The organism is Geodermatophilus sp. SYSU D00705 (assembly GCF_054050135.1).
The window spans coordinates 71,240-89,987 of record NZ_JBJGYT010000009.1; the positions used below are offsets into that span (position 1 = coordinate 71,240).

21 protein-coding genes are annotated in these 18,748 nt (G+C 74.2%); 7 read left to right on the forward strand and 14 right to left on the reverse strand.

From position 1 onward, the window contains the following. Positions 1 to 69: 69 nt before the first annotated feature. The 7 genes from ACI78Q_RS09590 to paaA form a co-directional block, all read right to left on the reverse strand. On the reverse strand, positions 70 to 885 hold the full coding sequence (locus tag ACI78Q_RS09590; RefSeq protein WP_456923109.1) for a polysaccharide deacetylase family protein: 816 nt from the start codon (positions 883 to 885) through the stop codon (positions 70 to 72). Between the two features lie 91 nt (positions 886 to 976). Further along, positions 977 to 1,519 (reverse strand): isopentenyl-diphosphate Delta-isomerase, encoded by a 543-nt coding sequence (gene idi, locus ACI78Q_RS09595; protein WP_456923110.1) that lies wholly within the window; start codon positions 1,517 to 1,519, stop codon positions 977 to 979. A 57-nt stretch (positions 1,520 to 1,576) separates the two neighbouring features. Then, a complete protein-coding gene (paaE, locus tag ACI78Q_RS09600) occupies positions 1,577 to 2,653 on the reverse strand; it encodes a 1,2-phenylacetyl-CoA epoxidase subunit PaaE (protein WP_456923111.1) in 1,077 nt (358 codons plus the stop codon). Further along, positions 2,653 to 3,153 carry a 1,2-phenylacetyl-CoA epoxidase subunit PaaD gene (gene paaD / locus ACI78Q_RS09605; RefSeq protein ID WP_456923112.1) on the reverse strand — a complete coding sequence of 167 codons (501 nt, stop codon included), beginning with the start codon at positions 3,151 to 3,153 and terminating at the stop codon, positions 2,653 to 2,655. The genes paaE and paaD overlap by 1 nt, the downstream gene beginning before the upstream one ends. Before the next feature lie 5 nt (positions 3,154 to 3,158). Next, positions 3,159 to 4,070 (reverse strand): 1,2-phenylacetyl-CoA epoxidase subunit PaaC, encoded by a 912-nt coding sequence (paaC, locus tag ACI78Q_RS09610; RefSeq protein ID WP_456923113.1) that lies wholly within the window; start codon positions 4,068 to 4,070, stop codon positions 3,159 to 3,161. 92 nt (positions 4,071 to 4,162) lie between these two features. Further along, positions 4,163 to 4,528 (reverse strand): 1,2-phenylacetyl-CoA epoxidase subunit PaaB, encoded by a 366-nt coding sequence (gene paaB / locus ACI78Q_RS09615; protein ID WP_456923114.1) that lies wholly within the window; start codon positions 4,526 to 4,528, stop codon positions 4,163 to 4,165. Continuing rightward, positions 4,525 to 5,484, reverse strand: coding sequence for a 1,2-phenylacetyl-CoA epoxidase subunit PaaA (gene paaA, locus ACI78Q_RS09620; RefSeq protein WP_456923115.1), 960 nt, complete (start codon positions 5,482 to 5,484; stop codon positions 4,525 to 4,527). Before paaA ends, paaB begins: the two co-directional genes overlap by 4 nt. Before the next feature lie 117 nt (positions 5,485 to 5,601). On the opposite strand from paaA, the gene paaK reads away from it, so the two are divergent. From paaK to ACI78Q_RS09645, 5 genes are all read left to right on the forward strand, one after another. Then, on the forward strand, positions 5,602 to 6,975 hold the full coding sequence (gene paaK, locus ACI78Q_RS09625) for a phenylacetate--CoA ligase PaaK (RefSeq protein ID WP_456923116.1): 1,374 nt from the start codon (positions 5,602 to 5,604) through the stop codon (positions 6,973 to 6,975). Positions 6,976 to 7,069: 94 nt separating this feature from the next. Continuing rightward, positions 7,070 to 7,666, forward strand: a complete 597-nt coding sequence (locus tag ACI78Q_RS09630) for a TetR/AcrR family transcriptional regulator (RefSeq protein WP_456923117.1) — start codon at positions 7,070 to 7,072, stop codon at positions 7,664 to 7,666. Between the two features lie 44 nt (positions 7,667 to 7,710). Next, a complete protein-coding gene (locus ACI78Q_RS09635; protein WP_456923118.1) occupies positions 7,711 to 8,544 on the forward strand; it encodes an alpha/beta fold hydrolase in 834 nt (277 codons plus the stop codon). A gap of 118 nt (positions 8,545 to 8,662) precedes the next feature. Next, the gene (locus tag ACI78Q_RS09640) at positions 8,663 to 8,902 is read left to right on the forward strand and encodes a hypothetical protein (RefSeq protein WP_456923119.1); all 240 of its coding nucleotides are present in this window, start codon (positions 8,663 to 8,665) and stop codon (positions 8,900 to 8,902) included. 123 nt (positions 8,903 to 9,025) lie between these two features. Further along, a complete protein-coding gene (locus tag ACI78Q_RS09645; RefSeq protein WP_456923120.1) occupies positions 9,026 to 9,553 on the forward strand; it encodes a DUF6653 family protein in 528 nt (175 codons plus the stop codon). A 44-nt stretch (positions 9,554 to 9,597) separates the two neighbouring features. On the opposite strand, the gene ACI78Q_RS09650 is transcribed toward ACI78Q_RS09645, so the two are convergent. The 5 genes from ACI78Q_RS09650 to glnT are packed head-to-tail and all read right to left on the reverse strand — an operon-like array spanning position 9,598 to position 15,047. After that, positions 9,598 to 10,716 carry an FAD-dependent oxidoreductase gene (locus ACI78Q_RS09650; RefSeq protein WP_456923121.1) on the reverse strand — a complete coding sequence of 373 codons (1,119 nt, stop codon included), beginning with the start codon at positions 10,714 to 10,716 and terminating at the stop codon, positions 9,598 to 9,600. After that, a complete protein-coding gene (locus ACI78Q_RS09655; RefSeq protein ID WP_456923122.1) occupies positions 10,713 to 12,017 on the reverse strand; it encodes an FMN-binding glutamate synthase family protein in 1,305 nt (434 codons plus the stop codon). The genes ACI78Q_RS09650 and ACI78Q_RS09655 overlap by 4 nt, the downstream gene beginning before the upstream one ends. Before the next feature lie 11 nt (positions 12,018 to 12,028). Beyond that, on the reverse strand, positions 12,029 to 12,772 hold the full coding sequence (locus tag ACI78Q_RS09660; RefSeq protein ID WP_456923123.1) for a GltB/FmdC/FwdC-like GXGXG domain-containing protein: 744 nt from the start codon (positions 12,770 to 12,772) through the stop codon (positions 12,029 to 12,031). Further along, positions 12,760 to 13,653, reverse strand: coding sequence for a hypothetical protein (locus tag ACI78Q_RS09665; RefSeq protein ID WP_456923124.1), 894 nt, complete (start codon positions 13,651 to 13,653; stop codon positions 12,760 to 12,762). Before ACI78Q_RS09665 ends, ACI78Q_RS09660 begins: the two co-directional genes overlap by 13 nt. 32 nt (positions 13,654 to 13,685) lie before the next feature. Then, on the reverse strand, positions 13,686 to 15,047 hold the full coding sequence (gene glnT, locus ACI78Q_RS09670; protein ID WP_456923125.1) for a type III glutamate--ammonia ligase: 1,362 nt from the start codon (positions 15,045 to 15,047) through the stop codon (positions 13,686 to 13,688). 299 nt (positions 15,048 to 15,346) lie between these two features. On the opposite strand from glnT, the gene ACI78Q_RS09675 reads away from it, so the two are divergent. Further along, a complete protein-coding gene (locus ACI78Q_RS09675) occupies positions 15,347 to 15,832 on the forward strand; it encodes an SDR family oxidoreductase (protein WP_456923126.1) in 486 nt (161 codons plus the stop codon). 141 nt (positions 15,833 to 15,973) lie between these two features. On the opposite strand, the gene ACI78Q_RS09680 is transcribed toward ACI78Q_RS09675, so the two are convergent. Both ACI78Q_RS09680 and ACI78Q_RS09685 read right to left on the reverse strand, forming a co-directional pair. Beyond that, positions 15,974 to 17,302, reverse strand: coding sequence for an ammonium transporter (locus ACI78Q_RS09680; RefSeq protein ID WP_456923127.1), 1,329 nt, complete (start codon positions 17,300 to 17,302; stop codon positions 15,974 to 15,976). A gap of 246 nt (positions 17,303 to 17,548) precedes the next feature. Next, on the reverse strand, positions 17,549 to 18,163 hold the full coding sequence (locus ACI78Q_RS09685; RefSeq protein WP_456923128.1) for a helix-turn-helix domain-containing protein: 615 nt from the start codon (positions 18,161 to 18,163) through the stop codon (positions 17,549 to 17,551). A 220-nt stretch (positions 18,164 to 18,383) separates the two neighbouring features. Here ACI78Q_RS09685 and ACI78Q_RS09690 point away from each other — a divergent pair, with 220 nt between their 5' ends. After that, positions 18,384 to 18,743, forward strand: a complete 360-nt coding sequence (locus ACI78Q_RS09690) for a cupin domain-containing protein (protein WP_456923129.1) — start codon at positions 18,384 to 18,386, stop codon at positions 18,741 to 18,743. Positions 18,744 to 18,748 lie beyond the last annotated feature (5 nt).

Here is an 18,748-nt window from a genome sequence, read left to right on the forward strand (position 1 = left end):
CCGTCCACCGACCGTGTCTGTCGGCGACCACCCTTCCCGACAACGGCGGGCGGCGCAGGTCGGCGGTGGTCAGGTGCAGGACGCGCTCCCCGAGGTGGCGTCCACGCGGGCCAGGCCGCTGGGCCAGACGTCGTCGAGGGTGACCGTCTGCAGGCCGCGCTCGGCGAGGAGGGCCAGCAACCGGTCGTAGACGGCGGTGACGGTCGGCCGGTTGGCGTGGCCGACGACGATCGACTGCGCGGTGAACCACCGGTCGGCCGCCGCCACGAGCTCGTCGGGGGTCACCAGCCGGTTGTCCTCGAGGGTGCCGTCCCACAGCACCACCGTCGGGTGGCCGGCCTCGGCGGCGATGCGGTCGGTGCGCTCGTCGTGCGCTCCGTAGGGCGGCCGGAGGAACGGCGTCCGGACGCCGAAGGTGGTCAGCAGCCACTCGCGGTTGCGGCCGATCTCCTCGGCGACCTCGTCGTCGGAGACGGCCGTCAGGTCGGGGTGGGACCACGTGTGGTTGCCCAGCGCCACCTGGCCCGAGTCGATCAGCGGCTGCAGCCGGTCGCCGTTCTCCTCCCACGAGCGACAGCTGCCGTTGGGGAAGAAGGTGAGCCGGACACCGGTCTCGGCGGCGAACGTGCAGAAGGCGGCGACCACCTCCGAGTTCGTGCCGTCGTCGATGGTCAGGGCGATCGACGCGCCCTCGCCGGGCAGGGACGACACCGGGCCGACCGGCGGCTCGGGGAGCTGCACCCGGGGGACGGGCTCGGCGGCCGGGACCGGGACGGTGGCCGCCCGGGCGACGACGTCCGGAGCGGCGAGGTCGAGGGCACCGCGGCCCAGCGCCGTCCCGGCGAGGCCGGCTGCGAGGACGAGCAGAAACCGTCGGCGTTCCACGCGGCGGACGCTAGGAGCGGGGTGGCGTGGCGCACCGCAACGACACGGGCGTGGAGAGTGGCCGACACTGCCCGTGGTGCTGCCCTCACGGTCAGCTCAGGGGCGCCAGCCCGGCGTCCTCGATGAGCCGGGCCTGCTCGCGGCACCAGGGCGACCAGGCGTCGCCCTCGGTCTCCTGCCGGCGGCGGAACGCCGCCCAGTCCAGCAGCTCCCAGTCGCCGACCTCGGTCGGGTCGGGCGCGGGGGTGCCGGTGAAGCGGCCGAGGTAGACCGGGCAGACCTCGTTCTCGACGACGCCGCGGAACTCGGCGCGGTAGCGGTAACCCGGCAGCGCCTCCCGCAGCTCGCCGACCCGCAGGCCGAGTTCGAAGTCGGCGCGGCGGGCGATGGCGGCGGCGTCGTCCTCCCCAGGGCCGGGGTGGCCGCAGACGGTGTTGGTCCACATGCCGGGGAAGGTCTGCTTGCCCTCGGCGCGGCGGGTGACCAGCAGCCGGCCGGCGTCGTCGAACAGGTAGGCGGAGAAGGCGCGGTGCAGCGGGGTCTCCCCGTGGTGCACCAGCGGCTTGGGCATGGTGCCGATCGCCGTCCCGTCGTCGTCGACCAGGACGATGAGCTCCTGCGCGGGTGCCGTCACTCCCCCATCGTCCCGGATCGGCCCGACCGGCGCCGCCGACCGTGACCGCCCTGGGTGTCAGGCGTCGAAGTCGACGGTCACCGTCTCCGACACCGGCAGCGACTGGCAGGTGAGCACGTAGCCCGCCTCGACCTCGCCGGGCTCGAGGGCGTAGTTGCGGCGCATGTGCACCTCGCCGTCGGTGACCCGCGCCCGGCAGGTGCCGCACACGCCGCCCTTGCAGGCGAAGGGCAGGTCGCCGCGGACCCGCTGGGCGGCGTCGAGCACCGGCACGTCGCGGGGCAGCGCCATCGTCGTCGAGCGGCCGTCCAGTACGACCGTGACCTCGCAGCTGGGGCCGGCGACGGTCTCGTCGTCCCCCCGCACCGGCTGCGGCGGGACGTCGTCGACGTAGAACAGCTCCTGGTGCACCCGCTCCGCCGGGACGCCGAGTTCGGCCAGCAGCGCGCGGGCGTCGGTGACCATCCCGTGCGGGCCGCACAGCCACCAGTGGTCGACGTGCGGGACGTCGACCAACCGCTCGACGAGGGTGCGCAGCCGCGGCCCGTCGAGCCGGCCGCTGGTGAGCTCGGCGTCCCGCGGCTCCCGGGAGAGCACGTGCACCAGCTGGAGGCGGGGGCCGTGGCGGTCCTTCAGGTCGGCGAGCTCGTCGGCGAACATCACCGTGTTGGTGCGGCGGTTGCCGTAGAAGACGGTCACGGTCGACTCGCCGTCCCGCAGCACGGTGGCGGCCAGCGACAGCGCCGGGGTGATGCCGGAGCCGGCGACGACGAAGACGTGGTCGCCGGGCACGGAGAGGTCGGCGGTGAACGTGCCCGAGGGTGGCAGCACCTCGATCTCGTCGCCGGGCCGCACCGAGTGCACCAGCCAGGAGGAGAAGAAGCCGCCGGGCACCTCGCGGACGCCGACCCGCGGGGCGGCCCCCATCGGCGCGCAGATCGAGTAGGACCGCCGCTCGTCGCGGTCGCCCTCGACGCGGCGCAGGGTCAGCGCCTGGCCGGGCTCGAAGGCGTAGTCCGCGGCCAGCTCCGGGGGGACGGCGAAGGTGACCGCGACCGCGTCGTCGGTCAGCCGCTCGACCCGCGCCACCTCGAGCCGGTGGAACTGCGGGCGCCGTCGGGTGCTCGCCGTCACTAGATCTCCTTCACGTGCTCGAACGGCTCGCGGCACGAGCGGCACCGGCGCAGCGCCTTGCACGCGGTGGCGCTGAACTCGCTGAGCTCCTCGGTGTCGGCCGACCCGCACAGCGGGCAGGACGCCGTCCGCCGGGACGGCCCCAGCTGCAGCGGCACCGGGCCGGGCTCGCGGCGCGGCGCCGGACCGGGCGGGGCGATGCCGGCCTCGATGAGCTTGCGGCGGCCGTCGGGGGTGATCCAGTCGGTGCTCCACGGCGGCGCGAGCACCGTGCGGACGTCGACGTCGGGGAAGCCGGCCTCGTGCAGGGCGCGCAGCAGGTCGGCCCGCATCGTGCCCATCGCCGGGCAGCCGGTGTAGGTGGGGGTGATCTCCACGACCACGATCCCCTCCTCCACGCGGACGTCGCGCAGCACGCCGAGGTCGGAGAGCGTGAGCATCGGCAGCTCGGGGTCGGTGACGGTGTCGGCCACGGCACGGGGCTCGGTTGTGGTGGTCATCACACTCACCATGTCGCCGCCGGGTGCGCTCGCGCCAGTCCTTGCAGCTCGGCGAGCAGGTCGGCGAGCTCCGGCCCGTGCTCCCCGGCCCGCCCGCGGGGCGGGGTGTCGGCCGGCCAGGCGGGCGCGGACAGGGTCGCCCGGTCCAGCACCTCGAGCAGCACCGACCGCACCTCGGCGCGCAGCTCCCCTGGGTCGACGGCCACCCCCGCGGCGGCCAGGCGGGTCTCGACGTCGGTCGCGGTGAACAGCTCGGCCAGCAGCGGCCACACCGCGGTGACGCCGTCCTGGGCCCGGCGGTGCGACTCCGCCGTCCCGTCGCCGAGCCGCAGCAGCCAGCGCGCGGCGTGGTCGCGGTGGTAGGCCAGCTCGTTGACGCCCTTGGCGGCGATCGCGGCCAGCACGGGGTCCCGGGAGTCGCGCAGCCGGGCGAACAGGGCGAGCCGGACGCTCGCGGCGACGAACAGCCGGATGACGGTCTGCGCGAAGTCCCCGTTGGGCGCCTCGACCAGGCCGGTGTTGCGGAACTCGTCGGGATCGCGGAAGTAGGCCAGCGCGTCCTCGTCGGGGATCGACGCCGTGGCGTGCTCGCGGGAGCGGCCGAGGACGCCGACCGACCCGGCGCGGGCCAGCAGCAGCCGCGCCTGGCCGAGCAGGTCGAGGGCGACGTTCGCGAGCGCGACCTCCTCCTCCAGCTCCGGCGCGCGGGTGGTCCACTGGATCAGCCGCTGGGCGAGCACGAGCGCGTCGTCGCCCAGCATCAGGCAGTAGACGCCGAGGTCGGCCGGGTCGACGCCGTCGGGGACGGTGGTGTCCACCCCGGCCAGCGGGTCGTCGAAGCCGGTGCCGAACACCCAGTGCGCCTCGTCGCCAGGCGCGTGCTCGAGCGCCTCGTACACCGTCTCCTCGTGCACCACGTCGGAACGCTCCTTGCCTCGTGACGGGTGGATGGAAGGCCCCCTGCAGGGTCCCGCCGCGAGCTTGCGAGCGGTGGGGGCAGGGGGTCCTCTCACATGTGGGGGACGTTCTCCGGGATCTCGTAGAACGTCGGGTGGCGGTAGACCTTGTCGCCGCTGGGGGCGAACAGCGGGTCCTTCTCGTCAGGACTGGAGGCGGTGATGTCGGCGGCCCGGACCACCCAGATGCTCACGCCCTCGTTGCGCCGGGTGTAGAGGTCGCGGGCGGCGTCGATCGCCATCTCGTCGTCCGGGGCGTGCAGCGAGCCGACGTGCACGTGGTTGAGCCCGCGCTTGCCGCGCACGAACACCTCGTACAGCGGCCAGTCGCGACGGCTGACGGCCGGCGCCGGCGCGACCGGCACCTCCGGCCCCGTGGGGACGGCGCCGTGCCCGCCCTCGGCGGTCACGTCGCTCACGACGCGGCGTGCTTCCGCGCGTAGGCGGTGGCCGCCTCGGTGACCCAGGCGTTGTCGTCGCGGGCGGCCCGGCGCCGGCGGATGCGCTCCTCGCTGCGCGGGCCGCCGCCGGCCAGGACGCGCTTGAACTCGTCCCAGTCGATGGCGCCGAAGTGGTGCGTGCCGGTCTCCGGGTCCAGCCGCAGCTCCGGGTCGGGCAGCGTCACGCCGAGGAACTCCGCCTGCGGCACGGTCATGTCGACGAACCGCTGGCGCAGCTCGTCGTTGCCGTGCCGCTTGATGCCCCACGCCATCGACTGGGCGGAGTTGGGGCTGTCGGCGTCCGGCGGGCCGAACATCATCAGCGACGGCCACCACCAGCGGTCGACGGCGTCCTGCACCATCGCCCGCTGCTCGGGGGTGCCGCGCATCATCGTCATCAGCAGCTCGTAGCCCTGCCGCTGGTGGAACGACTCCTCCTTGCAGATGCGGATCATCGCCCGTGCGTAGGGGCCGTAGGAGGAGCGGCACAGCGGCACCTGGTTGCAGATCGCCGCGCCGTCGACCAGCCAGCCGATGACGCCGACGTCGGCGTAGGTGAGCGTCGGGTAGTTGAAGATCGAGCTGTACTTCTGCTTGCGCTCGATGAGCTTGTCGGTGAGGTCGGCCCGGTCGGCGCCGAGGGTCTCCGCCGCGGAGTACAGGTACATGCCGTGCCCGGCCTCGTCCTGCACCTTGGCCAGCAGGATCGCCTTGCGGCGCAGGCTGGGCGCGGCCAGCAGCCAGTCGCCCTCGGGCTGCATGCCGATGATCTCCGAGTGCGCGTGCTGCGCGATCTGCCGGACGAGCGTCCTGCGGTAGCCCTCGGGCATCCAGTCCCGCGGCTCGATCCGGTGCTCGGCGGCGATGGTGGCGTCGAAGTGCTGCTGCAGGGCCGCCTCGTCGACGGCCGGCCGGTCCAGCGTCGGAGCGGACACGGGTCCTCCTCACAGGCATTTACTGACCGGGCGGTCAGGAATAGTGTGACCCAGAGCACCCGACGACCACAAGCGTCCGGGCCGATCGCCCGGCACCGACCCCAGGGACGGCCGACGATGACGACGACCGACGCGACCCCGACGGCGACGCCCCCGGACGCCGGCAGCGCCCGGCGCCTGGGCGAGGCGCCCGACCCCGCGACGCTGGACCCCACGGAGCGGATGGGGCTCGACGAGCTGCGGGCGCTGCAGCTGACCCGCCTGCAGGAGACGCTGCACCGCGTCTACGAGCACGTCCCCCACTACCAGCGGGCCTTCGACGAGGTGGGCGTGCACCCCGACGACTGCCGGTCGCTGGGGGACCTCGCGCGGTTCCCGACCACGAGCAAGGCCGACCTGCGCGACAACTACCCGTTCGGCATGTTCGCCGTCCCCCGGGACCAGGTCCGCCGGGTGCACGCCTCCTCCGGCACGACCGGCCGGCCCACCGTCGTCGGCTACACCGGGGACGACATCGACACCTGGGCGACGGTGATGGCGCGGTCGATCCGGGCGGCCGGCGGGCGGCCCGGCGACGTCCTGCACAACGCCTACGGCTACGGGCTGTTCACCGGCGGGCTGGGTGCGCACTACGGCGCGGAGCGGCTCGGCTGCACCGTCGTCCCGGTGTCCGGCGGCATGACGCCGCGGCAGGTCCAGCTGATCACCGACTTCGGGCCGCGGGTCATCATGGTGACGCCGACCTACATGCTGGCCCTGGTCGACGAGTTCGAACGGCAGGGCCTGGACCCGCAGGCCAGCTCGCTGGAGATCGGCATCTTCGGGGCCGAGCCGTGGACCGAGCAGATGCGCCGCGAGATGGAGGAGCGCCTGGGCATCCACGCCGTCGACATCTACGGGCTCTCCGAGGTGATGGGCCCCGGCGTCGCCCAGGAGTGCGTGGAGACCAAGGACGGCCTGCACGTCTGGGAGGACCACTTCTACCCGGAGGTCATCGACCCCCTGACCGGTGAGGTGCTGCCCGAGGGCGAGGTCGGCGAGCTGGTGTTCACCTCGCTGACCAAGCAGGCGATGCCGGTCGTCCGGTACCGCACCCGTGACCTCACCCGGTTGCTGCCGGGCACGGCGCGGCCGGCCATGCGCCGCATGGAGAAGGTCACCGGCCGCACCGACGACATGATCATCCTGCGCGGGGTGAACCTCTTCCCCACCCAGATCGAGGAGGTCGTGCTGCGGACGCCGGGGCTGTCCCCGCACTTCACGCTCGTGCTCTCCACGCAGGGGCGGATGGACGCCCTCGCGGTACACGTCGAGGCGCGACCGGACTGTCCGCCGGAGCGGCGCGACGAGGCCGCACGGGAGGTGGCGGCGGCGGTCAAGCAGACGGTCGGGGTGAGCGTGGACGTCGCCGTCGTCGACCCGGAGACCCTGCCCCGCTCGGTGGGGAAGCTGAAGCGGCTCATCGACCAACGCGAGCGGACAGGGGCGTGAGATCGCAGCGAGCGAGGAGCGGAGCGCCCCGCGGGAGCGACCCGGTGGCGGAGGGAGAAGGAGTGACTGCACGGGGCCCGGGCCGGGTGCAGCCGTGACCGCAGCGGTCCGCCGGGGGCGGCCCGGGCACTCGCTGGAGTCGCTGCTCCCGGTCGCCGTCGAGCTGTTCAACGAGCGCGGCTACGAGGCCACGACCATGGACGAGCTGGCCGCCCGGCTCGGCGTCACCAAGTCGGCGATCTACCACCACGTGCGCAGCAAGGAGGAGCTGCTGCGGCTGGCCGTCGACCGGGCGCTCGACGCGCTGTTCGCCGTCACCCGCGAGCCGGCGGCGACGACGGGGGCAGCGATCGACCGGCTCGAGCACGTCGTCCGGGGCTCGGTCCGGGTGCTCGCCGCGGAGCTGCCGTTCGTCACGCTGCTGCTGCGCGTGCGGGGGAACTCGGCGGTCGAGCGGGCCGCGCTGCAGCGGCGGCGGGAGTTCGACCGGCTGGTCACCGACCTCGTGCGCGCCGCCGAGGAGGAGGGCAGCGTGCGGCCGGACGTCGACCCCGCGGTCACCAGCCGGCTGCTGTTCGGGACGGTCAACTCGCTGGCCGAGTGGTACCGGCCGGACGGCGGCCTGCCCCCCGGTGCGCTCGCCGACGCCGTCGTCGCGGTCGCCTTCTCGGGGTTGCGCGCCGCCCGCTGACCGGCTGGGTGGCGCGGGGCGGCCCACGGGGTCAGGGTCGCGGGATGGACGGCTTCCGGCGCGAGGGCATGGTGTTCGACGTCCGGGACGGCGGCCCGCCCGACGGCGACCCGGTGGTGCTGCTGCACGGCTTCCCGCAGGACTCCACCGCCTGGGCCGCGGCCGCCGCCGGCCTGCACGCGGCGGGCCTGCGCACGCTGGCTCCGGACCAGCGCGGCTACTCCCCCAGCGCGCGCCCCACCGGACGCTCGGCCTACCGGGTGCGCGAGCTCACCGCCGACGTCCTGGCCCTGCTGGACGAGGCCGGGCTGGGCAGCGCCCACGTGGTCGGCCACGACTGGGGCGGCATCGTCGGGTGGGCGCTGGCCGCGTGGCACCCGGAGCGGGTCCGCACGCTGACCGCGCTGTCGGTGCCGCACCCGGCGGCGATGGCCCGGGCGATGCTCACCAGCGACCAGGCGCTGCGCTCGTACTACGTGGGGCTGTTCCAGGTGCCGTTCCTGCCGGAGCGGCTGCTGCTGGCCGCCGGCGGCGAGCCGCTGCGCCGGATGTTCCTGCGCAGCGACCTGCCCCTCGACGTGTGCGAGCACTACGTGGCCCGCATGCGCGAGCCGGGCGCCCTGGCGGCGGCGCTGGCCTGGTACCGGGCACTGCCGTTGAGCGCCCGCGACACGGTCGGCACGGTGCGGGTGCCGACGCTGCACCTGTGGAGCACCGGCGACGCGTTCCTGGGCCGCACCGCCACCGAGGCCACCCGCGACTTCGTCGACGCCCCCTACCGGCTGGAGGTGTTCGACGGCCTGACCCACTGGATCCCCGAGCTCGCTCCCGACCGCGTCGCCGAACTGGTCGTCGAGCACGTCCGCGCGCACCCCTGACCGCGACCGCGGCCGTCCAGGCCAGGACGCCGGGCACACCCGGCCGGGGCGGGCAAGAGGGCAACGGTCACAGGCCGCCCGTCCCTGTGCGTGGTCAGACGGTGGCACAGTGTTCCGGGTGCGGAGTGACTACGTGGTCGGGGCGAAGCGGATCGTCGCCGTCGGGCCGACCTCCGTCGTCGGACGGCGGGACGACGACCAGCCCGCCGGGGTGGCGCACGCCGTCCCCCGCGCCGCCGCCACCGGGCGCGCCGTCGCCGTCTGCGGCACCGAGGTGATCCCACTGCCGAACCGGGACTGGCAGCTGCCGACGGTGGGCGTGCTGCGCTGCGCCGACTGCGCGGAGCACGCCGCGTAGGCCCGGCGCCTCATCCGCTGCGTGCGAGGCACGGGCGGCGCCGGGGCGTCACCCTCCCCGGGAGCCGTGGGCCGACGGGCCCCTTGCCCGGAAGGGGATGCCATGTCATCACCGAGGACTGGCGTGGGGAGCTCCGGCGCGGGCACCGACGCCCGGCTGGCCCGGTTGTTCGGCCTCCAGGGCGACAGCTGGATGCGGCACGCCAACCCGGTCAGCGTCTGGACCCGGTTCGCCGTCCTCCCGCTCCTGGCGCTGTCGGTCTGGAGCCGGGACTGGATCGGCTGGTGGTCGCTGGTCGCGGTCGCCGCGTCGGTCGTCTTCATGGTGGTCAACCCGCTGCTGTTCCCGCCGCCGGCGTCCACCCGGAACTGGGCGTCGAAGGCGGTGCTGGGCGAGCGGGTGCGGTCCGAGACGGCGCGCGCCGACCTCCCCGCGCAGTTCCGGTCCGCGCGGGCGGAGGCGGTGACCTACGCGTTCCAGGTGGCGGGCCTCGCCCAGCTGACCTACGGCCTGGTCGTGCTGGACCCGCTGGCCACCGTCGCCGGGCTCCTGCTCGTGCAGTGCGCCAAGGCGTGGTTCGCCGACCGGATGGTGCTGCTGTTCGAGGACGTGAAGGCGCGCCGTCCCGAGTACGCCGCCTGGGAGTACTGAGCGGAGTGGCCCGGGAGCGGGATCCGCTCCCGGGCCACTCCGCGTCACACCGTCGCCGCCGCCGGCAGGGCGAAGCGGGGCTCCGCGGCCGCGCGGTCCAACGCGAGGTCGGCGGCGAGCTCGCCGACGAGCGCGGCGAACTTGGCCCCGTGGCCCGAGCACGGCGAGACGACGACGACCGGTCCGACCCGGTCGAGCACGAAGTCCTCGGTCGGGGTGGTGGTGTAGAGGCAGCTGCCCTGCGCGATCGGCTCGGGGGCCAGCCCGGGCAGGAACTCCTCGACGTACCGGACGACCCGCTCCCGCGACGCCGGGTCGACCCGGCCGTCCCGGGTGGCCGCCGTGGTGGCGGTGCCGCCGTCGTGCTGGGCGACCTTGAACGCCGGGCGCGGGCCGCCGTCGGCGCCCGCGGGCAGCCCGAACAGCTGCAGTTCCCCCTTGTGCACGAACGTCGGCCAGGCGGCGCCGGGGTCCCGCAGTGGGAAGTGGAACACCTGCTGCTGGGTCACCGTGAGCCGCGGCAGGGCCAGCGGCACGCCGACCTCCGGCGCCAGCTCGGGCAGCCACGGCCCGGCGGCGAGGACGACCCGGTCGGCGGCGACCGCCGGGCCGTCGGTGCGCAGCAGGACGCCGTCCCCCAGCGGCTCGGCGCCGAGGACCCGGGTCCGCCCGAGCACCGTGCCCCCGAGCTCACCGACCCGGCGCACCCAGGCGGCCACCGCGGCGTCGGCGTCGAGGACCGCTGCCTCGGGGTGGAACAGCACCGGCCCGTCGAAGCGCATCCCCGGCCAGCGCGCCTCGGCGTCGTCCGCGGACAGCAGCTCGTGCGGCACGCCCTCCCGCCGCATCAGCCCGGCCAGGCCGGCCGGGTCGCGCGCCGCGCCGTGGTCGAGCCCGCCGGTGGTCTGCAGCAGCGTCGTCCCGGTGTCGGCCTCCGCCTCGGCCCAGCGGTCGAACGCCCGCCCGGTCAGCCGCACGTAGAACGGGTCGGCGTAGGCCCGCCGGACGATCCGGGACGTGCCGTGCGAGCTGCCGTGCACGTGCCCCGGGTCGAAGGCCTCGACCAGCGCCACCGACACCCCGCGCCGGGCCAGCTCCCACGCCGTCGCGGCGCCCATGAGGCCCGCGCCGACGACCGCGACCTCGACCCGCAGGTCGGTCACAGCCCCCGCCCGGGGACCCACGAGGTGCCGGCCAGCGGGACCCGCGCCATGGCGGCGGCCTCGATGGTGAGCGCGACGAGGTCCTCGGGCTCCAGCGAGTGCAGGTGGGCCTTGCCGCAGGCACGGGCGATGATCTGCGCCTCCATCGTCATCACCCGGATGAAGTTGGCCAGCCGGCGGCCGCCGACGACCGGGTCGAGGCGGGCGGCCAGCTCGTCGTCCTGGGTGGTGATGCCGGCCGGGTCGCGGCCGGCCTGCCAGTCGTCGTAGAAGCCGGCCGCCGAGCCCAGCGCCCGGTACTCCTCATCGAGCTGCGGGGAGTTGTCGCCGAGGGCGATGAGCGCGGCGGTGCCGATCGCGACGGCGTCGGCGCCGAGGGCCATGCACTTGGCGAGGTCGGCGCCGTTGCGGACGCCGCCGGAGACGATGAGCTGGACCTGCCGGTGCAGCCCCTCCTCCTGCAGCGCCTGCACCGCCTGCGGCAGCGCCGCGAGCGTGGGGATGCCGACGTTCTCGATGAAGACGTCCTGGGTCGCGGCGGTGCCGCCCTGCATGCCGTCGAGCACGATGACGTCGGCGCCGGCCTTGGCCGCGAGCTTCACGTCGTAGTAGGTGCGGCTGGCGCCGATCTTCACGTAGACCGGCTTCTCCCAGTCGGTGATCTCCCGCAGCTCCCGGATCTTGATCTCCAGGTCGTCGGGGCCGGTCCAGTCGGGGTGCCGGCAGGCGCTGCGCTGGTCGACGCCGACCGGCAGGGTGCGCATCCCGGCGACCCGCTCGGTGATCTTCTGGCCGAGCAGCATGCCGCCGCCGCCGGGCTTGGCGCCCTGGCCGAGCACGACCTCGATGGCGTCGGCCATGCGCAGGTGGTCGGGGTTCATGCCGTAGCGGGAGGGCAGGTACTGGTAGACGAGGTGCTTGGACTGGCCGCGCTCCTCCTCGGTCATCCCGCCGTCGCCGGTGGTGGTCGACGTCCCGACCTCGCTGGCGCCGCGGCCCAGGGCCTCCTTCGCCCGGCCGGAGAGCGCGCCGAAGCTCATCCCGGCGATGGTCACCGGCGTGGAGAGGTGCAGGGGGTAGGTGGCGTTGCGGTCGCCGAGGACGACGTCGGTGTCGCACCGCTCGCGGTACCCCTCGAGCGGGTAACGCGACATCGAAGCGCCGAGGAAGAGCAGGTCGTCGAAGTGCGGCACGCGGCGCTTGGCGCCGCCGCCGCGGATGTCGTAGATGCCGGTCTCGGCGGCGCGCTGGATCTCGGCGATCGTGGTGCGGTCGAAGGTGGCGGACTCGCGGAGGGTCATGGCTGCGCTCCTCAGTACGCCGAGGCGTTGTCGACGTGGAAGTTGTAGAGACGGCGGGCCGAGCCGTATCGGCGGAACTCCCGCGGGTCGGCGTCCAGGCCCGCGGCGGCGAGGAGGCCGGCCAGCTCGGCGAGGTGCTCGGGCCGGACCTCCTTCTCGACGCAGTCCGCGCCGAGGCTCTTCACCGAGCCGGCCACGTAGATCCGGGCCTCGTAGAGGGAGTCGCCGAGCGCGTCGCCGGCGTCGCCGCAGACGACCAGCCGGCCGGCCTGGCCCATGAAGGCGCTCATGTGCCCGACGTCGCCGCCGACGACGATGTCCACGCCCTTCATCGAGATGCCGCAGCGGGCCGCGGCCGAGCCCTCGACCACGAGCAGCCCGCCGTGCGCGGTCGCGCCGGCCGACTGCGAGGCGTTGCCCCGCACCCGCACGGTGCCGCTCATCATGTTCTCCGCGACGCCGACGCCCGCGTTGCCCTCGACGGTCACCGTCGCGGTCTTGTTCATGCCGGCGCAGTAGTAGCCGACGTGCCCCTCGATGCGGACGTCGATGTCGGCGTCGAGGCCGACCGCGAGGCTGTGCTTCCCGTCGGGGTGGGTGACCCGCCACGACGGCGCCTTCTCGGCCACGTCGCGGGCGTGCAGCGCGGCGTTGAGCTCGCGCACGCCGGCCACCGACAGGTCGACGAGGGCGGGTTCGGTCAGTTCGGTGAGTTCCACCGGGGTGGGGTCGAGGGACGTGCTCAGCGCTGCCATGCGTAGACCTCTTCCGGCTCGGGCTCGAAGATGCGGGCGTTGTCGATGCCGGGCAGGCCGGCCAGGGCGCGGTACTCCGACGCCATCGCCACCCACTGCGGGGTCTCGGCGACCACGGCGGGCTTGCAGGCGATGGCGTCGCGGACGACGGCGAAGCTGTCCCTGGTCGACACCAGCAGCGTGTAGAAGCCGTCGAAGCGCTCGCACAGCAGCTTCAGCGACGTCGACAGGTCGTATCCGGCGGCCAGCTGCGCGGCGACGAACCGGGCGCCGACCTCGGAGTCGTTGTCGCTGTCGAAGACCGCACCGGCGGCCGTCAGCTCGCGGCGGATGGTGGCGTGGTTGGCGAACGAGCCGTTGTGCACCAGGCACTGGTCGGTGCCGACGGAGAACGGGTGGCAGTGCGCCGGCGTCACCGCCGACTCGGTGGCCATCCGGGTGTGCGCCACCCCCTGCCAGCCCTGCGCCGCGGGTAGGCCGAACTCGGCGGCCAGCGCCTGCGGGTGGCCGACCCCCTTGAGGACGGCGACCTCCTCGCCGGCGCCGATGACCAGGGCGCCCGGCACCGTCTGCCGGACCGCGGCGGTCAGGGTCTGCGGATCGGTCGCGGCGTGCACCACCAGCGTCTGGCCGGCGTCGACCACCTCCGCCTCCGGCAGGGGCGCCCGGACGGCGGCGGCGACGTCGTCCGCCGTCCGGTCGCCGGCCAGCAGCGAGACGGCGGACCGCCCCGGCGGCGACCAGCGCGGGTCGCCGTAGACGGCGACGCCGGCGGAGTCCGGGCCGCGCTCGGTGACCTGGCAGAGCATGCCGGTCAGCAGCTCGCCGAGCCGGGGGTACAGGGAGGGCTCCCGCAGGTGGAGCCCGACGATCCCGCACACGTCAGTGGGTTTCCTCTCTCTGGTTCTGCCGGTCAGAAGGCGGTCACGTAGCGGTCGACCTCCCAGGGGGTCACCTGCCCGTGCCACTCGAAGAACTCGTCGCGCTTGAGGCCGGCGAAGTAGCCGGCCACGCCCGGGCCGGCGACGTCGAGGGCCCCGGCGACGACCGGGTCGGCCTCCATCGCCTCGACCGCGTGCAGCAGGGTCGGCGGCAGCGGGTTGCTGCGGGTGGCGCCGGGGTCGCCGGGGTCCAGCCCGCGGCGGACGCCGTCGAGCCCGGCGGCGAGCGCGGCCGCCGCGGCGAGGTAGGGGTTGGCCGAGCCGTCGCCGCCGCGCAGCTCCACCCGGTTGCCGTCGGGCACCCGCAGCAGGTGGGTGCGGTCGTTGCCGCCGTAGGTCGCCGTCCGCGGGGACCACGTGGCGCCGGAGCGGGTGGAGCTGGCACCGGTGCGCTTGTAGGCGTTCACCGTCGGGGCGAGCACCGCCTGCAGGCCGCAGGCGTGGTCGAGCAGGCCGGCGACGAAGGAGTAGGCCAGCGGGGACAGGCCCAGCCCGCGCGGGTCACCGGCGTCCGGGAAGGCCGCCTGGCCGTCGCGCCACAGCGACAGGTGCATGTGCAGCCCGCTGCCGGTGCGGTCGGTGAACGGCTTGCCCATGAAGGTCGCGGTCATGCCGCGCTGCTCGGCCAGCACGCCGAGCAGATACCGGAGGGTGACCACCCGGTCGGCGGTGGTCAGCGCGTCGGCGTAGGCGAAGTTCTGCTCGAACTGGCCGTTGCCGTCCTCGTGGTCGTTGGCGTAGTTGCCCCAGCCCAGGGAGTTGATCGCCTTGGACACCTCGGTGAGGTGGTCGTACATGCGGGTCAGGCCGCGGGCGTCGTAGCAGGGGCGCGCGGCGGTGTCCTTGGGGTCGGCCGGGCGCAGGGCGCCGTCGGGGCCGCGCTCGACGAGGAAGTACTCGACCTCGGCGCCGACCTTGAGTTCCAGGCCGAGCTCGGCGGCGCGGGCCAGCTGCTCCCTGAGGATCACGCGGGGCGCGTACGGCCAGGGCCGGCCCTCGACGTGCGGGTCGCAGTGCACGATCGCGAGGCCGGGCTTGACGAAGGGCACCGGCATGTAGGACGACGGGTCGGGGATGGCCATGAGGTCGGGGTCCCGCGGCTGCTGGCCCATCGCGCCGACCGCGTAGCCGGCGAACCCGACGCCCTCGGTCTGCAGCTCCTCGACCGCCTCGATCGGCACGAGCTTGGCGCAGGGCTTGCCGGTGAGGTCGACGAACAGCGCCATGACGAACTCGATGCCGTCGGCGCGGGCGCGGGTGGCGAGGTCGGGCTCGACGGCGGCGGCCGCCCGCGGCGCGGGCGGGGCGTCGGGGCGGGTGGCGGTGAGCGACACGGGAGCCTCCTGGCGTTGCGTCCACTGAGGTGAACTGCTGTCGCCTGAGAGTGAACCCGCGCCGGGTTTCCGACCCGTTACCGCCGCGGGGAGTTCGTGTTGCCCGCCGTCCCAGACCCCCGGCCGGGGTGCCGGGCCCCGCCCGGCCCGCTCCTGCGGCCGGCTGCCCGCCTCTGCGGCGGTGCGCCACCGCAGGAGTACGCGAACCACCGCGACAGTGGGCCGGCGGAGCGTCGGTGCGGCGACGAGTTCCCGCGCCCGGCGCAGTCGGAGTCCGGGACACCGATCGGGGAGGGCTCGTGGGACGGTTCGACGGGAAGGTCGCCTTCATCACCGGCGCGGCGCGGGGCCAGGGCCGCAGCCACGCCGTCCGACTGGCCGGCGAGGGCGCGGACGTGGTCGCGGTCGACCGGTGCGCGCCGATCGACACGGTGGCCTACGGCCTGGCCACCGCCGAGGACCTCGCCGAGACCGCCCGCCTGGCGGGCGTGGTCGGGCTGATGCGCACGTGGGCGAACTGGCTGGCCGCGCACGGCATCCGGGTGAACTGCGTCAACCCCTCGGGCGTCGCGACGCCGATGGTGCTCGACCCCGCGGTCGAGGCGCTGTTCGGCGGGGGCGGCGGCACCCCGGCCAAGCCGGTCGACGATGTCCGCAACCTGCTCGACGTCACCCTCGTCCAGCCCGAGGACGTCAGCGCCGCGGTCGCCTTCCTCGCCTCCGACGAGGCCCGCTACGTCACGGGCGTGGCGCCGCCGGTGGACGCCGGGATGCTCGTGCGCTGACCCGTCCCGTTCCCGCTTGCACCCCCGGCGCGACCCCCCGACAGCACTGCGGGCGTTCCTCGCGCCCCGCGGGTCCTGCACGACCCGGGATGCGCGGAGAACGCCCGCAGTGTGGCGCCGGCAGGGCGGCGAACTCCCCCGTCAGGCCGGCGTGGGGGCGGCGGTCGGCGCCGGCGGCACGTGGTCGGGGCCGTAGACGCTGGGGGTCACCCGCGTCGGGCTCGCCCCGCGGTCGAGGTCGTAGGCGGACTCCGCGTGGACCGAGACGTCGAGGCCGGCGTCCTCCGCCGCGGGGTCGACGCGCAGGCCGATCGTCCGCTGCAGCACCCAGGCGATCGCGTAGGTCATCACGAAGGAGAAGGTGCAGGTGGCCACGATCGCCACCAGCTCCCGCCAGACGATGTCCCAGCTGCCGCCGAGGAGGACGCCGGTGACACCACCCGGCGCGTTGGAGGCGCCGATCAGCATGACGCAGACGGTCCCGGCGATGCCGCCGACGCCGTGGACGGCGAACGCGTCGAGACTGTCGTCGATGCCCAGCCGGGCCTTCCACGTCACCGCCCAGGCCACGACGGCGCCGGAGACGAAGCCGACGACCAGGGCGCCGAGGGAGTTGACCGCGTCGGCGGACGGCGTGATGCCGACCAGGCCGGCGATCGCCCCGGAGGCCATGCCCAGGGTGGTGGCGTGCCGGTCGCGGATCCTCTCCACGAGCAGGAAACCGAGGATGCCGGTGGACCCGGCCAGGAGCGTGGTGAGGACGACGTACTGGGCGGTGAAGTTGGCCCCGCCCGCGGAGCCGCCGTTGAAGCCGAACCAGCCGAACCAGAGGATCCCGGCGCCCAGGACGACCAGCGGCATGTTGTGCGGCCGGTGGGTCGGCGCGCGGCGCTTGCCGAGGACCATGGCCAGCGCCAGCGCGGCGACGCCCGCGTTCATGTGCACGGCCGTCCCGCCCGCGAAGTCGTGGAGCTGCAGCACGTTGCGCATCCACCCGCCGACGACGCCGCTCCCCTCGTCGTCGAAGGCGAAGACCCAGTGCGCCAGCGGGAAGTAGACCAGCGTCAGCCAGACGGCCGAGAAGACCAGCCAGCCCCCGAACGTCATCCGGCCGGCCGCGCCACTGGCGACGATGGCGACGGTGATGGCCGCGAAGAGGATGAAGAACGCGGTCCAGTAGACGCCCTCAGCGCCTCCGGAACCGCCGTCCTCGTGGAAGCCGGCGAGGCCGAGGTGCTCGACCGGGTTGCCGATCAGCCCCCAGCCGCCCAGCGAGTCCCCCGAGACGAGCCCGTAGCCGTAGAGGACGTAGAGCACGCTGGTTACCGCCAGCGTGCTCATCACCATCATGAACATGTTCAGCACGTTCTTGCCGCCGAGCATCCCCCCGTAGAAGAGGGCGAGCCCGGGGAACATCAGCAGGACCAGCGCGAACGCCGCCAGGAGCCACGCCAGGTCGGCTGCGGGCATGAGAGGTCTCCTCGGGTCGTCCGGGCGTGGACGTGCCACGCCTCGGGAAGGGTGGGGGTGCGAGAGACGGTCGCGTCACCACGGGGACGCCCACGCTCCTCGGCGAGAACCCGCGGAGTCGTGTCGCCGCGGGAGACCCAGTCTCGTGGGGGGAAACGCGCCGGTGGTTACCGTGGCGTGAAACCGCGTTACGAACGGTGGTGCAGCACGGTGCCGGGCCTCCGGCGCCGGCCGGCGCCCGGCGACCTAGACGACGTGCCCGTACCCGGTGACGGTCAGGAAGCGGACCGGCAGCTCGACGAGCTCGGCAGGACCGTGCGGGCCCTCCCCGTCGAAGATGAGGGAGTCGCCGGAGCGCATCTCGTACCGGGCCTCGCCGTGCCCGTAGACCATCACGCCCTCCAGCATGTAGAGGAACTCGGTCCCCGGGTGCTGGAAGAGCGGGAACACCTCGCTCGCCTCGGTGAGCGTCACCAGGAGCGGCTCGAGCCGCTTGTGCTCCCCGCGCAGTGCGCCGAGCAACTGGTAGAGGTGTCCGACGTTGCTGCCCCGCCGGACGATCCGGGCGCCGTGACCGGCCGGGGTGAACACGGCCTCGCGCTCGGCGTCCACCCCGCGGAACAGCGCGGTCACCGGCACGGCGAGCGCATCCGCCAGACGCGCCAGGCTGGACAGGCTGCACGAGGTCTGGGCGTGCTCGATCTTCGACAGCATCGCCTTGCTCATGCCGGCCAGCCGCGCCATCTCCGCGAGCGAGATGCCCTTGGCCAGCCGGAACTCGCGGACGCGCACGGCGATGACGTCCTCGAGGTGCCCAGCGGGCGCGTCGTCGTGCCCACCGGGCAGCGGGGTGACCTCCACAGCCGGAGCATAGGAGCCCGAGCGCCCCACCCGGCCCGGCGAAAAGGGAACGTAACCCCGCGGTGACAGGGCCGCACTCGGCCCGGTGTCGACCCCGGCCTCCAGTGGTCACCCACTCGTTACAGCGCCGTCACCCATCGCTACGTCCACTGTCGTTACATGGCGTCCACCCACAGGGACCGCGCCACTCCGGCGGGTCCCGACGCTGAGGAGGCCACACATGGCAACGGACACCATCGTCTTCGGGCACGCGAGCGGGACGTACGAGGGACTGCCCAGCATGGAGGTCCCCGGGGTGCACGCCTTCATCGGCGACACGTTCGCCAACCCCGGGGGTTCGGAGCTCTGCTCCGGGTTCTTCGAACTGCACGCCGGCGAGCCGCTGGAGTACACGTACACCTACGACGAGATGAAGGTCGTCGTCGAGGGCGAGTTCCACCTGACCGACCTCGACAGCGGTCAGCAGGTCGTCGCCCGCGCCAAGGACGTGCTCTTCTTCCCCAAGGGGTCGCGGATCCGGTTCGAGACGCCCGAGCGCGCGCTGGGCTTCTACACCGGCCAGCGGTCCTTCGCCCCCTGATCGGC